The sequence below is a fragment of the Phenylobacterium sp. genome, assembly GCF_044358365.1.
Taxonomy (GTDB): domain Bacteria; phylum Pseudomonadota; class Alphaproteobacteria; order Caulobacterales; family Caulobacteraceae; genus Phenylobacterium.
Window position 1 is genome coordinate 38,297 of sequence record NZ_JBIKNZ010000020.1, and the last position, 13,194, is coordinate 51,490.

A 13,194-nucleotide genomic window follows, 5' to 3' on the forward strand; every position below is an offset into this window, starting at 1 on the left:
CGAGTTCGCTATCGCCCTATGATCTGCTCCGGCCTTCTGCAGATCGGCAATTTCGGTCCATCCCTCAAGCAACTGTTAGTTCCGGAGCATTCTGCCAATGCTGAACAACAGCAAGTGGGACAAACTCGCCATTCACGCGTCCCCCGTCCAACGGCAGGTTCATCGCCAAAACTCGACATTCAGCGAACGCTCCACCGGGCAGGAATTACCAACGAAATTGGGTCGGTTACTGGAAGGCAGCTCTTGGCTGGGCAAGGGGCAAAAGAGAAGGTCAGCTTTGGGGCAGCCTTGAAGGACGCTGCAAAGGTTGCAAATGGGTGGGCTGGTTGCAAAACAAGGAGCTTGGGAAAGCGGACACTGGGTCCCGTCGCTATGGTCATGTGGCGCAACCAAACAGCGACGGTTCGAAGGGCCCAAAGACTTCCTGTTGAAACCGGTCATATGTTGATCGATACAACGTACGAAAGCCGAAGGATTAAAGCCTAGCCTTTGCCGCTTCGGCACGCTGCTTGATGATTGTCAGAATGTTGCTTTCGATATCGCCCAGCAGGATCTCGCCCCACATTTGCGCATAAAGATTGACATGCGTCTTGGCGATGTAATTGGTCCGTAGTGTGAGCTTGGTTGTGCCGTCATTCAACGGTGTCAGCGTGTATTCGCCAGTGTCAATCTTGAGGAACTGCCCGTCGGGCGAGATATGTCTGTCGGTGTAATCCTGAAGTGAGCTGTTGCTAAAGACAAAGGCCCAACCAAGCCGTTGGCCCGGTTGCCATTGGGTGATCCTTTCCTCGAAATTGATGTGATCGCCCCAGTAGGCTTTGCGCACAACGCCCACACCATGCCCGCTGATAGTGGTAGCGCGTGGGCGCGGTATACCGACAATGCTCTGCGCGAAATTCCATTGACCTTCATCCGGGCTGATATGTGCATTGGCCACCGCGTAGGGCCAGATTTGAGCCGGGGTGGCGTGGATCACGATGGAGCGCGTTAGCGTCACCTGCTTTTCGGGGATCGGAATCTGACTTTCCAGGCTGCCGCACATCAGCGGTAGGAAAAGCAAAGAGGCGTGGAACTTTGCGGGATCGGTCCGCCCCTTCCGCACGCGCCGCAGGATGAAGGCACCGGCATAGCCAGAGCACAGCCAGATCGGGGCGAGCATGATGATGCAAATGACCCCTTCGTGCAGAAACACTACCGAGCCCATAACCACGAGCCCGCCGAAAATTGGCGGCACAGACCAATAGAAAGACGACGGTTTGTCGCCCGCCGGATCTCCCACATAGCAAATAAGCGCGCAGAGATAGGCGGGTAGAACCGCGAGAAACCAAAGGCTGGCAAAGGCCACGTTGTTGGCCTTGCTGGCACTGATCAAGATGTAGGCGCTGAGCGCGATGACCAGGGCAAGGGTCATGCCACCAATCACACGTCCGCGGAGCAGATTAGACCCGTTCATCACAAGACCCTTTCCGCGTATTCGGCGGCAGGAACCCAGCAGGTCTCACGCTTGCCAAACAGCCGGTAGCGATTGCGCGCGATCCAGTGGTAAACAGGATCGCGTAGGACTCTCGGCGTGAGCAGACCTAGGCCCGCAATGCGCCAAGGCCAGCCAAGCCCCGTGTAGATCGCGATCACGGCCTCACTGTCACGTAGTACCCGGTCTCCGTCGATCAGCAGGATCGTATCCGGATTTGCCGGATCTATCCCGTGCTGCCGAAAGAGCGCCGCACCGACCTCCCCTTGCATCGAAGCCAAGCGATAGCGGGCTAGCCGATCATGCTTCAGGATAAACTGTGCATTGGCAGAGCACAGCACGCATTGGGCGTCGAACAGAATGATGGGGCCTTGGTCAATCATGAAGCTCCTCCATCAAGCCGATGTAACGGATGGCAAAACCCAGAAAGGGCAGAAAAATAGGCACGTCAAAACGATAGCGCCCATCCACTTCACTTTCGGCGGCGGGAAACTGCGGGCTGATCCATGACGGAAACGGCAGCCCAAAAAACCGGAAGGCCACCAAATCGAGATGTAGCCTTCCGTCTTTCACGCACACCCGAAACCGGTTGGTGGCAGGCCCCATCTTCTCCACAATCAGGCCGTCGCGCGCGACAAGCCGGCTATGGTAGGTTCGGCCCGCAAAGTCGCGACGCCAGACTTCGGCCTCCCCATGTCGCTCGAACACCACGGTTACAGGGATATCGTTTCCAGCCTTTGGCAAGCCCATCATCCAGCACAGAGCGCGGGCGATCGGATTGCGGCTAGCCACAACTTGCGCCTTTCCAACCCACCTCTGGCAGTCATTGGAATCGTGGGCACGACGCAGTACTGACGGCAGGTCTTCGATGGCGTCTCCCAGCAGACGGCGGAATAGCGGTTCGGTCACAATGCAAGCTCCGGTTTGGCAACCATTAGCCAGAAAATGATGATGACTCCGATAAAGGCCGGCCATCCAAGTGCGAACCACCAGCGCGCGAGGCGGTTATAGTGTATGGGCAGTTTTGTGCCGTCAGGGGTAGCCTCGGCGATGCGGCGCATCCGGATCTGGATCGCCACCACCGGCAGCCAGCAGGCTCCCACAAGGACGTAGAGCACAATGGCAGCCAGCAGCCATGGCGTTGTCAGTGGGTAACCGGCCAGGTTCGCCAACCAAACTCCCGTTACTGGCTGCACGATTACTGCGGGTGTGGTGAACAGCCAATCAGCGAGCTCCACGTTGCGATTGACCACCCGACGAGCTGCCAGCACGCCCGAGCGATTGGCCATCCAGCCATGGAACGCGGTGCCAAGCCCTGTGCCGAACAACAGGGTGGAGCTAAGGATATGGACCGTCTTGAGGAGCAGATAATCATGCATTGGGTTTCTCCATCGCATGGACGGCCAAAGACAGGCCGAGAACCGCGAGATTTTTGACCAAGGCCCCAAAGGGATCGGCCAAGAGTTCTGGCGCAATGGCGAAGAGGATCAGGCTGTAGACGCTCATCAGCACCACACCTGCCAATGCGGCCCCGCGCCAGTGCAGGAGCAGCGCCAGGCCTATCGCGATATCAGCCAGCGATCCGGCCCAGACGGTGCCCACTGCCCCAGTGCCTGCCAGCCCAAGGCGAGCGAGCAATTGGATGTTCTGGGTCATGGGGGTGAGCAACAGAGGTACCAACCCGCCAGCCAGCCACACTGCCGCGAGCAAGCCCCGCAAAGCGGGCGCAAGTGGTAACAGGCGGGCCGCCAGCGTATCGCTCTGGGTTGCTGGGTGACGGGCCAAAGCTTGCGCGACAGGCTGCGGCGTAAAACCAAGTGTGGCTACCAAAGGATCGACCGGCGCGTAATTGCCCGCCTCCAACATGGTCAAGCTCTCGAGGGTCATCGGCCCAATACCGAGTCTGGCGACCGCGCGAAGTATCCAGCGCGGAACCTGCAGGCTGCGCGTCGGGCCAAGCCCGTGCCAACGTCGTAAAATCCTCGTCAGGTCCACGATCCGCATCTTTTCGGGCCCGACTGCATCCACCACTACAGCCATGGGCAAGGGGCGCTGCAGCAAGCGCCAAACCGCTTCCACAAGATCGTCGATGGCGATGGGAGCGACCGGGCCGCCGCCTATATCCGGCAACACCGGCAAGACTGCCAGAGCGCTGAACAGCGTCGTGCTGCCCCCGCCGCGCCCTACCACCAGCGAGGGGCGCACAATCGCCCAGCCCAATCCCAATGTGGTCAGATGTTCGTCTGCAGCGCGCTTGCTGGAATGGTAAGCGGAAGTGCCATCCTTAGCGCCCAAGGCGGAGATCTGAATCACGCGATCCACTCCGGCCTGCGCGGCGCCATCGAACAAGGCCATCGCACCGCGCGAGTGCAAACCGTCGTAATCGGCCCCTGCAGCCAGCACGCCTGCGCAGTTTACCACAGCGTCATAGCCCTGCAGGCGCTCGGCCCATATGGCGGCGTCCTCACGGGTCAGATCGCAGGCGATATCATGTCCGTGCCTCCCGGCGATCTTTACGACGCAGTCTTCAGCGCGCAGTCGACCGGCCAGATGTCCGCCGATAAACCCGCCGCCCACGATCATCACACGCATAGCGGCCTCCTCAGTTAATGTTGGGCTGCGGCACGCGGCGCCAAACGGCCAGTCCCATGCCGGCCATCGCCATCAGGATACCCGCCAGGGTAGCCGCCACTGTGCCCTGGATCAGTACGGTGGGATCCGTGGCAATCCGCGCCATCGAGACGAATAGCAGCGGCAGCGCGATCATCATCACCATCGACCACACCGTCCAGAACGACGACCGCTCTTCAGTTCCGCACAGTTCAGACAACAGGATTGAAAGCGGGCGGCGCAACACAAAGGCGGCCAGCCCCGCTAGCGCCAGCGTCACAGCATAGGTGAGCAGCAGGGCGGCGATCGGGATCAACATGGCTTGGCTCCTTTCACGAGGGCGGTCGAGATGACCGTGTCGTGCCACGTGCTTCGCAATTGGCATGCCAATTGCGAAGATTGCTGGAAAACCAAGGTTCCGGGCTGCGAACGGGCCACCTGAATGTTAACGACGTGAACAGAAACGCATGATATGCTGTCAACGATGGATACAGCTCTTGGCATAATGGCGTATATCGGCGCGCTGGGCCTTACTGCGCTGGCGAGTTCTTTGCTGGCAGGCTTTGTCGCGGCAAAAGCGCGGGGCCTCCCGGGCGCGTGGACCCTGGTTGTATTCCTGTGTGGGGTTGCACTGTGGAGTTTAGCCATGGCCGCGCCCGCAATGCTGGGCGCAAAGGCGGCTCCCTTCACGCTGACGGTGATCGCTCTGTCACCGTTGCCCGCGGCGGCGTTCGTGCATCTAGTCTTTGCCTTTGCGCTGTGCGGAGCGCTGCGTCCGGTGGCATGGGCCAGCTATAGTGTGGCCTGCGTTGCTGCGCTTGCGGGTCTTTTGCTGGGCGTAGGGCGTATCATGCCTTGGCATGGCTTTGCCGGAGCCTTTGCGCCCTCGTCGGTGGGCTGGGGCGTGTTAGCTGTTGCGGCGGCACTGTCGGTGGCGGTGCGAGTGGGATTCGAACCCACGTTAGAGTTTCCCCTAAACACGCTTTCCAAGCGTGCGCCTTCAACCACTCGGCCACCGCACCGTCTGCCGCGCGGGGGAGTGGGTCCCCGGCGGAAGGCGCGCAATATAGTCAGGAAGCCCTCGGGGGCAAGCGACGGTTTGCGGCCCTGGCAAGTTGTTCGGGATTGAAGAGAGACGCCGGTTCCCGGCGCGCGAGTCTGACCTCCAGCGTCGTCATGCTATCGCTGTTGCCAGCAAGTTGAGCCGCAGCGTCGGGTCGGCGTTCCCGGATGCCGGACTGCACAGCGGCGAGGTCTGCGTCTGCGCGGCGGAGGCGGACCCGGTCATCCGGAAAGGCGCCATAGCGTTCGTCGATCAGGCCGAGCTGCGTGCGGGCGGCGGCGATCATCAGGTTGGCGGTGGCTCGGTCACCTTCGGCCAGCGCGGCGCCTGCGGCGGCGACGGCGAGGCGAGCATCGGCCATCGTGGCGGCCAGGGTTACAGGCGTGCTCGGGTGATGCGGGCAAGCGGCGGGATCCAGGGCGCTGATGTAGGCGACGAGGCCTTCCAGCACAGCCGCTGGCGGCTCCGGGCCATCAAACTCCTCGACGATCAGGCCCCGGATAAAGCCGGGCAGGTCTTCTGGCGCGACCTTCAGGGCGCTACGCGGGCCGGAAAGATCCGGAATTGGGCGGGGGTCGTGGACGCCGTTGCCGCGATGGCTTGAGAACAGTGAGAGGGTCACGTCGGCCGTGCCGGGCGGGCCTGAGGCGCCCGGGAACTGGAAGTCCGGATTGCCCCGGCCAGCGCGGTGGCAACTTTCGCAGGTGACACCGGCCCGAGCCGCCTGTCCGCCCAACAGGAGCGGCGTGCGAAAGGCGGCGCGGCCGATCTTGACCGCCTGCGCGGCGCGCGGCGTCTGGGGCGGGCGCAGACACTCTGTGGGGGTCTCGCTCAGGGCGTTGCGCAGGTTCGCCTCAGGGGACATCCAGCGCATGGCCCGCAGCGGCGTGCCGGGATCGGCCGCCATCGCCGCCCACGCACCCACCACCAGGAGGAGCGTCAGCGCCCCGGTTCGCCGCCGGCGTCGATCCAACGGCGCAGCTCCTCAGCCTCGGCGCAGGCAAAGGCGCAGACGCGGTCCAGTTTGGCCAGCATCAGCCGCGCGCCTTCCCGGTCACCGCGTTCCACCTTCAGTTCGCCATAGTATTCGGTCGCCCCCCGGTGGTCCGGCGCGATGGCCAGCGCCTGACGATAGTAGGACTCCGCCCTGTCGAACTGACCCAGCTTGCGCCAGGTGTAGCCTTGGTACGTCAGCACATCGGGATGTGGCCCGAAGGCCAGTCGCGCTTTGTCTAGAGACGCAAGAGCCTCTTCATACCGTCGCTCGTTGATCAGGCTCACAGCCGCCATATAAGCGCTGTCGCCGCGATCGCTGGCGAAGATCAGGGTGTCGTAGGTCTTTGATGCGCTGGGGCCCGGTGCGGCGCCTGCCATCGCCCGTTCGACTTCGGCGGTCATGGCCTTCAGCATGGCCGGATCACAGCCTGCGCCACACGATCCGGATTTGGCCTTCAGCCAGTCCAGTTCCGCCTGTGCCCTGGGGTCCTTGAGATTGGCCAGCGAGAGGGCCAGGCCGCCCCGGCTGGGCAGATCGTCGGGCGACAGCTTGACGGCCCGCTCATAGGCCCTGCGCGCGCCCTTCCAGTTTTCGGCTCCCGCCTGGGCTATGCCCAGCAGGCGCCAGCCGTCGAGGTTCTTTGGGGCCGCCGTCGTGACGTTGCCCGCAGCCCGGGCGGCAGTCTTGTAGTCCCTCGCCTGCAACGCATTGACGGCCTTGGCGTATTCCTCCGCGGGATCATATCGCGGAGTGGACGCGGATGGCATCTCCCCGCCTCCACTTCCGCCGCCGCTGCCTGCGGCCAGGGCGCTGGCGGTCGACAGGCCGGCTATTACGCCGGCGATCAGCAGGGTCTTGTAGAGCGACATGGCATACTTTCTTGCGTGACACAGGCAGCTTTTCACCCTGGCAACTGCGCTGGATAGGCTACAGTCTGTGGGGTGCAATACTTCGTTCGGTCTCCCATCTAAGGTGTGACCTGACGGTTCGGAGGCGCAAGATGTTTTTCAAGAAACCCATGGATCTTCCGACAGCGGCCACGGCCTTGCCGGGGCGGCCCAATCCCATCCCCACGGCGCAGCGCCACTTTGTGAACGGTGAGGCGCTGAAGGGCCCCTACGCGGAGGGCTTGGAGACCGCCTATTTCGCCATGGGCTGCTTCTGGGGGGTCGAACGTATCTTCTGGCAGGTTCCGGGCGTTGTGGTGACTGCAGTTGGCTATCAGCAGGGCATCACGCCGAACCCCACCTATGAGGAAACATGCTCCGGGCGGACCGGCCACACCGAGTCGGTGATGGTGATTTTTGATCCCAAGGTGGTGACTTTCGCCAATCTGCTGAAGGTCTTCTGGGAGGGGCACGACCCGACGCAGGGCATGCGTCAGGGTAATGACATCGGAACCCAGTATCGCTCGGGTGTCTATGTCACATCTGACGCCCAGCTATCGGCGACCGAAGCTTCCCGGGCCACCTATCAGGTCGAACTCGGCAAGCAGGGTTACGGCCAGATCACCAGCGAGATCGCCCAGGCCGGCCCCTTCTATTTCGCCGAGGATTATCATCAGCAGTACCTGGCCAAGAACCCGAACGGCTACTGCGGCATCGGCGGCACGGGCGTCAGCTGCCCGATCGGCGTCGGCGTCACGGCGTGACCCGCCAGGAGGTCGCCGTCGCCGCGCTCGCGCTGCCGGCGGTGACCGCCGTCGTGCAATGGGGCGACTCCGATGTCTACAAGGTGGGGGGCAAGGTGTTCGCGGTCTGCGGTTTGAAGGGAGGCCTCTCCTTCAAGGTCAGCCCCATCGGGTTCTTGGTGCTCACCGAGGATGGCCCCGGCAAACAGGCGCCCTATTTCGCCAAGGGCCACTGGGTGAATGTCGATCTGGACGATGTGGACGCCGAGGATGTCGTCGCCTGGCTAGCAACCGCCCACAGCCTTATGGCGGGCAAGCTGACGAAGAAGGTGCGCGCCGAGCTGGGATTATAGCGCCGGGCCGCCTCAGTCTTCCAGGATCATACTGTGCTTGCGGGTGTCGGGCAGGAACAGGCTGGCTACCAGTGAGACCGCCAGTCCCAGCGCCACATAGATGAAGAAGCCACTCTCGACGCCGGCCTGCTTGAACGCCAGCGCGATGGGCTCGGCGGTGCCGCCGAAAACAGCCGTGGCGATGCCATAGGGCAGGGCGACGCCCAGAGCCCGGACGTTGGTGGGAAAGAGTTCGGCCTTCACCACCGCGCTCACCGAATTGTATCCCGATAGCAGGAACACCAGGGCCGAGATCAGTACGAACGCCACCCAGGCGTTGTCGGTGGCGGCAATCGCCGTAAGCGCCGGAAAAGTGGCTGCTGCTCCGCCGCCGAAGGCCACATAGAGCGTCACTTTGCGACCCAGGTGATCGCTGATCCAGCCAAACAGGGGCAGGGACAAGAGGTAGACCACCAGCGCCCCTGCCGTGATCGCCGTAGCGGTCGGCGCCGAGAATCCGGACGTGCCAGTCAGGAATTTCGGCATGTAGGTGGTGAAAGCATAGAAGGCCAGCGACCCACCTGCGGTCAGCAGGATGATCGTCGCTGTCTGTTTCGGAAAGTGGGTGAACAGCAGCATGGTGCCCGCCCGCGGGACACCGGCGGCCTTGGCGTTCTCGTAGGACTGGCTCTCATCCATCCGGCTTCGGATCCAGAACACAACCACCGCCAGAGCCGCGCCGATGAAGAACGGGATACGCCAGCCCCAGGCGTCAAGGTCGGCCTTGTCCATCGTCGTCTGCAACAACGCCAGCAGACCCAGCGCCATCAGCTGCCCCATCACCATGGTGACAAACTGGAAACTGGACCAGAAACCGCGCCGTTTGCGCCCCGCCATTTCCGACAGGTAAGTGGCGCTGGCGCCGTATTCGCCGCCGACGGAAAGGCCCTGCAGGATGCGTGCGAACACCAGTAGGATCGGCGCGGCGACCCCGATGGTCTCGTAACTGGGCAGCACTGCGATGATCAGGGAGCCGCCACACATCAGGGTGACCGCCGCCGTAAGCGCAGTCTTGCGCCCCGCGTGGTCGGCGTAGACGCCCATCAGCCAGGCGCCCAGCGGCCGGGCGAAGAAGCCCACGGCAAAGACCGCCATGGTCTTCAGCAAGCCTGCCAGATCGTCGCCGCCGGGGAAGAAGTGTTGCGAGAAATAGATGGCGAAGGCCGAATAGACGAACCAGTCGTACCACTCCACCAGATTGCCGGCGGAACCGCCCAGGATCGCCTTCGCGCGTTGCGTAGCGGTCAGGCCAGGACGAGCCAACCCCTCAGGCGCCTGGGTATCAACCCCGGTCTCGCTCGCCGTCATGTTTTTGTCCCCGTCTGCATACCGGCTGCGATGCTACGGGGTTCTGGAGGAAGAAGCCAAGGCCGGAGTTTCAGGCCGTGGCCGGGATCACTCAGCTGCGTCGGCGGTGTGCAGCGTTTCGTCGTGCGTGGTGACCTGCAGCGCGTACATCAAGCCGATCCAGCCGCCCTTCACCCGCGGCAACATCGCCAGAACCACGATGGTGAGTGTGCTCAGGATGATGGGAAGGGAAATCCGCGGATCACTCTCCCAGATGATCGGGAAGATCAGCAAGGGCGCGATGATCAGGTGGCCGATCAGCAGGATGGTCAGATAGGCTGGCCCGTCGTCCGCAGGATAAAGCGCCAGCTCATGGTCGCAGTTTTTGCAGTGCGGCTGAACCTTGAGATACCGTCCAAAAATCTGGCCCTTCCCGCAAGCCGGGCACTTGTGCGCAAGACCACGCGTGATCGAACGCATCAACGGGTAAATGATCTCAGCCATGGGGGTCACATACGCCTTCGCAGGTGAGATCGTAAGGCCATCCCGGCTATTTCTTTGCGGCCTTGGTCACAGCCTTGCCGGCAGACTGGGCGTCTCGACCGACACCGGCGACTGTGTTGCAGGCCGAAAGCAGCAGGGCGGCGGCGGCTGTGATCAGTATAGTCTTGCGCATGGGATTCCTCGTGAAACGGGTCAGCGTCGGCTCAATGATCCTGTTATCAAGCTTCTGGCGGCTTCGCAGCCCGGAATGGCTCCGTGTCATAGCGACGCAACAAAAATCGTAGAATGAATGTTGCAGTGCGAAAGACGAGGCGATCCCGCCTGGCCTATTCTGGAGCAGCGGTCATGTTGTCGGTTCCCATGCGCACCTTTCCCAGCCTGTTCGTCGGACAGCGAAGCGTGCTCACTGCCGACGAGGCCCCGGTCAATTCCGAAGGCAGCCACTACGTCTGCGGCGCGTGCCGGAACGATCTGATACGCGCGGACCGCGCATTCCTGCGCGACGTCGTCGTCAAGTGCCGCTGTGGGGAATTCAACCAACTCTAGTCGGCCCAGGCGCCTAGTCGGCATCCATTTTCAGCGCCGCGATGAAGGCTTCCTGCGGGATCTCGACCTTGCCGAACTGGCGCATGCGCTTCTTGCCGGCCTTTTGTTTCTCCAACAGCTTCTTCTTTCGGCTGGCGTCGCCGCCGTAGCACTTGGCGGTCACGTCTTTGCGGAGCGCACGTACGGTCTCCCGGGCGATGATCCTGCCGCCGATCGCTGCCTGGATCGGGATCTGGAACATGTGCGGGTTGATGAGGTCCTTCATCTTCTCGACCATGCCGCGGCCACGCGCCTCCGCGCGATCACGGTGGACCAGCATGGAGAGCGCATCGACCGGTTCGGAGTTGACCAGGATCGACATCTTCACGAGGTCGCCGACCTTGTAGTCCTCGATGGAGTAGTCGAACGAGGCGTAGCCCTTGGAGATGCTCTTGAGGCGATCGTAGAAGTCAAACACCACCTCGTTGAGCGGAAGGTCATAGACCACCAGCGCCCGCGAGCCGACGTAACTCAGCTCACGCTGTGACCCCCGCCGGTCCTGGCAGAGCTTGATCACCGAGCCCAGATATTCGTCCGGCGTCAGGATGGTGGCCTTGATCCATGGCTCGGCGATGGAGGCGATCTTCACCGGGTCAGGCAGGTCGGCGGGATTGTGCAGCTCAATGACCGAGCCATCGTTCATGCCGATCTTGTAGACGACGCTGGGCGCCGTCGCGATCAGGTCAAGGTCGAACTCGCGGCTAAGGCGCTCCTGAATGATCTCCAGGTGCAGCAACCCCAAGAACCCGCATCGGAAGCCGAAGCCCAGCGCCGCGCTGGTCTCCATCTCATAGGTGAACGAGGCGTCGTTCAAGCGCAGGCGGCCGATGGCGGCGCGCAGGTCCTCGAACTTGGCGGCGTCCACCGGGAACAGGCCGCAGAACACGACGGACTGCACTTCACGGAAGCCCGGCAGGGCCTCGGCGGCCGGACGTTTCTCCTCAGTAATGGTGTCGCCGACGGCGGCGTGGGCCACTTCCTTGATCTGGGCGGTGATGAAGCCGATCTCGCCGGGGCCGAGTTCCGCCAGGTCGGTGCGCTTGGGCCGGAACACCCCGATCCGGTCGATCAGGTGGGTGGAGCCCTGCTGCATCATCCGCACGCGCTGGCCGGCGCGCAAAACGCCGTCGATCACGCGCACCAGCACGATGACGCCCAGATAGGCGTCGTACCAGGCATCGACCAGCAGCGCCTTCAGCGGGGCCTCGCGGTCGCCCTTGGGCGGGGGCAGGCGCTTCACGACCGCCTCCAGCACCTCGTGGATGCCAACGCCGGTCTTGGCTGAGCACAGGACAGCGTCAGAGGCGTCCAGCCCGATCACATCCTCGATCTGCTGGCGGATTCGCTCCGGCTCGGCGGCGGGCAGGTCGATCTTGTTGAGGACCGGGACGATCTCGTGGTTGTTGTCGATGGCCTGATAGACGTTGGCCAGGGTCTGGGCTTCCACGCCCTGGCTGGAATCCACCACCAGGATCGAGCCCTCGCACGCCGCCAGAGACCGCGAGACCTCATAGGCGAAGTCGACGTGGCCGGGGGTATCCATCAGGTTGAGGATATAGGTCTCGCCATCGTCGGCCTTGTACTCAAGCCGGACGGTCTGGGCCTTGATGGTGATGCCGCGCTCGCGCTCGATCTCCATATTGTCGAGGACCTGCTCGGTCATCTCGCGCTGGGTCAAGGCGCCGGTCTCCTGGATCAGGCGGTCGGACAGCGTGGACTTGCCGTGGTCGATGTGCGCGACGATGGAGAAGTTGCGGATATGGGAAAGTGGGGTGCTCATTGCGCGCCGCGTTTAGCACATCTCGCGCCGCAACAAAGCCGCCCGACCGTCGTGGTTAATCGTGCGTTAAGGCGCAGCGCCGCATGCAGGCTCACGGGGCGGGTTTTGATTCATGATTTCGGAGGCCTCAGAGCGCCTATGGACCGTCGCAAACTGATCGTCACCGGGCTGGTCGCCCTTGGCGCGCCCAACCTGGTTCGTGCACAGCAAGCCTCGGACGGCGCCTTGCCGTCACCTGGGGTCCAGACCAACTATCCCGCCAGCAATCCCCCCACGTATGAGCAGGACGAGATCGTCAAGGGCGTCTCGGACTTCCTCGGCGTCACCGCCGAATCGGCAGGCGCCGCGGTCGAACGACTGTTCTCCAAGAACGGCAAGCCCACGGCCTACATCGCCGGCGAGGAGGGATCCGGCGCGTTCGTTCTGGGCGCCCGCTATGGCCGAGGTCTGCTCTACATGAAGGATCGGCCGCCCATGGAGGTGTTCTGGCAGGGCCCCTCCGCCGGCTGGGACTTCGGCGGCAACGCCAGCCGGGTGTTCACCCTATGCTACGATCTGCAGGCGCCCGAGACGATCTTCCAGCGATTCCCGGGCGTGGAAGGTTCCGCATATCTGGTGGGTGGTCTCGGCGTGAACTATCAGCGCGCCAACGGCGTCACCCTGGCTCCGATCCGCGCCGGCGTGGGCCTGCGACTGGGCGCAAACGTCGGCTACCTTGGCTATAGCCGCAAACGCCATGTCTGGCCGTTCTAGGTGTCTGGTCCCGGAGTGTGGGGGAATCAGCCAAGCTGATCCTTCATTCCGGGAGGACCTATGGGCCAGATACTCCATGGCAGCGCCACGACCACGTACGCCGTCCGAGCGGCGATACAGCG

The 13,194-nt window shown here is 62.9% G+C and carries 16 protein-coding genes and 1 tRNA gene; 4 read left to right on the forward strand and 13 right to left on the reverse strand.

Annotation, left to right across the window (positions count from 1 at the left end; genetic code table 11):
* Nucleotides 1–475 precede the first annotated feature (475 nt).
* From ACIQ3B_RS07895 to ACIQ3B_RS07935, 9 genes are all read right to left on the reverse strand, one after another.
* The gene (locus ACIQ3B_RS07895; RefSeq protein ID WP_397401322.1) at nucleotides 476–1,411 is read right to left on the reverse strand and encodes an SRPBCC family protein; all 936 of its coding nucleotides are present in this window, start codon (nucleotides 1,409–1,411) and stop codon (nucleotides 476–478) included.
* A gap of 41 nt (nucleotides 1,412–1,452) precedes the next feature.
* Nucleotides 1,453–1,854, reverse strand: coding sequence for a thiol-disulfide oxidoreductase DCC family protein (locus ACIQ3B_RS07900; RefSeq protein ID WP_397401324.1), 402 nt, complete (start codon nucleotides 1,852–1,854; stop codon nucleotides 1,453–1,455).
* On the reverse strand, nucleotides 1,847–2,380 hold the full coding sequence (locus ACIQ3B_RS07905) for a DUF4166 domain-containing protein (protein ID WP_397401326.1): 534 nt from the start codon (nucleotides 2,378–2,380) through the stop codon (nucleotides 1,847–1,849). Before ACIQ3B_RS07905 ends, ACIQ3B_RS07900 begins: the two co-directional genes overlap by 8 nt.
* On the reverse strand, nucleotides 2,377–2,850 hold the full coding sequence (locus ACIQ3B_RS07910; protein ID WP_397401328.1) for a DUF2269 family protein: 474 nt from the start codon (nucleotides 2,848–2,850) through the stop codon (nucleotides 2,377–2,379). The genes ACIQ3B_RS07905 and ACIQ3B_RS07910 overlap by 4 nt, the downstream gene beginning before the upstream one ends.
* Entirely contained in the window at nucleotides 2,843–4,063 is a 1,221-nt protein-coding gene (locus ACIQ3B_RS07915) for an SDR family oxidoreductase (RefSeq protein WP_397401330.1), read from the reverse strand. Before ACIQ3B_RS07915 ends, ACIQ3B_RS07910 begins: the two co-directional genes overlap by 8 nt.
* Before the next feature lie 10 nt (nucleotides 4,064–4,073).
* Nucleotides 4,074–4,400 (reverse strand): hypothetical protein, encoded by a 327-nt coding sequence (locus ACIQ3B_RS07920; protein WP_184248514.1) that lies wholly within the window; start codon nucleotides 4,398–4,400, stop codon nucleotides 4,074–4,076.
* A 613-nt stretch (nucleotides 4,401–5,013) separates the two neighbouring features.
* A tRNA-Ser gene (locus tag ACIQ3B_RS07925) sits at nucleotides 5,014–5,103 on the reverse strand.
* Nucleotides 5,104–5,151: 48 nt separating this feature from the next.
* A complete protein-coding gene (locus ACIQ3B_RS07930) occupies nucleotides 5,152–6,117 on the reverse strand; it encodes a hypothetical protein (protein WP_397401332.1) in 966 nt (321 codons plus the stop codon).
* Nucleotides 6,084–7,010, reverse strand: a complete 927-nt coding sequence (locus ACIQ3B_RS07935; RefSeq protein WP_397401334.1) for a tetratricopeptide repeat protein — start codon at nucleotides 7,008–7,010, stop codon at nucleotides 6,084–6,086. Before ACIQ3B_RS07935 ends, ACIQ3B_RS07930 begins: the two co-directional genes overlap by 34 nt.
* A 131-nt stretch (nucleotides 7,011–7,141) precedes the next feature.
* Between ACIQ3B_RS07935 and msrA the strand changes: the two genes are divergently transcribed.
* Together msrA and ACIQ3B_RS07945 are read left to right on the forward strand one after the other, a co-directional pair.
* Nucleotides 7,142–7,792 carry a peptide-methionine (S)-S-oxide reductase MsrA gene (msrA, locus tag ACIQ3B_RS07940; protein ID WP_397401336.1) on the forward strand — a complete coding sequence of 217 codons (651 nt, stop codon included), beginning with the start codon at nucleotides 7,142–7,144 and terminating at the stop codon, nucleotides 7,790–7,792.
* Nucleotides 7,789–8,124 (forward strand): MmcQ/YjbR family DNA-binding protein, encoded by a 336-nt coding sequence (locus ACIQ3B_RS07945; RefSeq protein WP_397401338.1) that lies wholly within the window; start codon nucleotides 7,789–7,791, stop codon nucleotides 8,122–8,124. The genes msrA and ACIQ3B_RS07945 overlap by 4 nt, the downstream gene beginning before the upstream one ends.
* Before the next feature lie 12 nt (nucleotides 8,125–8,136).
* Here ACIQ3B_RS07945 and ACIQ3B_RS07950 read toward each other — a convergent pair whose 3' ends face one another.
* From ACIQ3B_RS07950 to ACIQ3B_RS07960, 3 genes are all read right to left on the reverse strand, one after another.
* Nucleotides 8,137–9,471 (reverse strand): MFS transporter, encoded by a 1,335-nt coding sequence (locus tag ACIQ3B_RS07950; RefSeq protein WP_397401340.1) that lies wholly within the window; start codon nucleotides 9,469–9,471, stop codon nucleotides 8,137–8,139.
* 87 nt (nucleotides 9,472–9,558) lie between these two features.
* Entirely contained in the window at nucleotides 9,559–9,954 is a 396-nt protein-coding gene (locus ACIQ3B_RS07955; RefSeq protein ID WP_397401342.1) for a DUF983 domain-containing protein, read from the reverse strand.
* A 46-nt stretch (nucleotides 9,955–10,000) separates the two neighbouring features.
* Nucleotides 10,001–10,126: an entericidin A/B family lipoprotein gene (locus tag ACIQ3B_RS07960; RefSeq protein WP_397401344.1), complete on the reverse strand. Its 126-nt coding sequence runs from the start codon at nucleotides 10,124–10,126 to the stop codon at nucleotides 10,001–10,003.
* 173 nt (nucleotides 10,127–10,299) lie between these two features.
* Between ACIQ3B_RS07960 and ACIQ3B_RS07965 the strand changes: the two genes are divergently transcribed.
* Nucleotides 10,300–10,500, forward strand: a complete 201-nt coding sequence (locus ACIQ3B_RS07965; RefSeq protein ID WP_397401346.1) for a hypothetical protein — start codon at nucleotides 10,300–10,302, stop codon at nucleotides 10,498–10,500.
* Between the two features lie 13 nt (nucleotides 10,501–10,513).
* On the opposite strand, the gene lepA is transcribed toward ACIQ3B_RS07965, so the two are convergent.
* The gene (gene lepA / locus ACIQ3B_RS07970; protein ID WP_397401348.1) at nucleotides 10,514–12,319 is read right to left on the reverse strand and encodes a translation elongation factor 4; all 1,806 of its coding nucleotides are present in this window, start codon (nucleotides 12,317–12,319) and stop codon (nucleotides 10,514–10,516) included.
* A 138-nt stretch (nucleotides 12,320–12,457) separates the two neighbouring features.
* Here lepA and ACIQ3B_RS07975 point away from each other — a divergent pair, with 138 nt between their 5' ends.
* The gene (locus ACIQ3B_RS07975) at nucleotides 12,458–13,072 is read left to right on the forward strand and encodes a DUF1134 domain-containing protein (RefSeq protein WP_397401350.1); all 615 of its coding nucleotides are present in this window, start codon (nucleotides 12,458–12,460) and stop codon (nucleotides 13,070–13,072) included.
* Nucleotides 13,073–13,194: the final 122 nt, after the last annotated feature.

What these genes read in the sequence shown, in the direction of transcription:
- ACIQ3B_RS07895 (WP_397401322.1), bottom strand. Translation starts at nt 1,411, where the DNA reads ATGACCCTTGCCCTGGTCATCGCGCTCAGCGCCTACATCTTGATCAGT.
- ACIQ3B_RS07900 (WP_397401324.1), bottom strand. Translation starts at nt 1,854, where the DNA reads ATGATTGACCAAGGCCCCATCATTCTGTTCGACGCCCAATGCGTGCTG.
- ACIQ3B_RS07910 (WP_397401328.1), bottom strand. Translation starts at nt 2,850, where the DNA reads ATGCATGATTATCTGCTCCTCAAGACGGTCCATATCCTTAGCTCCACC.
- ACIQ3B_RS07915 (WP_397401330.1), bottom strand. Translation starts at nt 4,063, where the DNA reads ATGCGTGTGATGATCGTGGGCGGCGGGTTTATCGGCGGACATCTGGCC.
- ACIQ3B_RS07920 (WP_184248514.1), bottom strand. Translation starts at nt 4,400, where the DNA reads ATGTTGATCCCGATCGCCGCCCTGCTGCTCACCTATGCTGTGACGCTG.
- ACIQ3B_RS07935 (WP_397401334.1), bottom strand. Translation starts at nt 7,010, where the DNA reads ATGTCGCTCTACAAGACCCTGCTGATCGCCGGCGTAATAGCCGGCCTG.
- msrA (WP_397401336.1), top strand. Translation starts at nt 7,142, where the DNA reads ATGTTTTTCAAGAAACCCATGGATCTTCCGACAGCGGCCACGGCCTTG.
- ACIQ3B_RS07950 (WP_397401340.1), bottom strand. Translation starts at nt 9,471, where the DNA reads ATGACGGCGAGCGAGACCGGGGTTGATACCCAGGCGCCTGAGGGGTTG.
- ACIQ3B_RS07955 (WP_397401342.1), bottom strand. Translation starts at nt 9,954, where the DNA reads ATGGCTGAGATCATTTACCCGTTGATGCGTTCGATCACGCGTGGTCTT.
- ACIQ3B_RS07960 (WP_397401344.1), bottom strand. Translation starts at nt 10,126, where the DNA reads ATGCGCAAGACTATACTGATCACAGCCGCCGCCGCCCTGCTGCTTTCG.
- ACIQ3B_RS07965 (WP_397401346.1), top strand. Translation starts at nt 10,300, where the DNA reads ATGTTGTCGGTTCCCATGCGCACCTTTCCCAGCCTGTTCGTCGGACAG.
- lepA (WP_397401348.1), bottom strand. Translation starts at nt 12,319, where the DNA reads ATGAGCACCCCACTTTCCCATATCCGCAACTTCTCCATCGTCGCGCAC.
- ACIQ3B_RS07975 (WP_397401350.1), top strand. Translation starts at nt 12,458, where the DNA reads ATGGACCGTCGCAAACTGATCGTCACCGGGCTGGTCGCCCTTGGCGCG.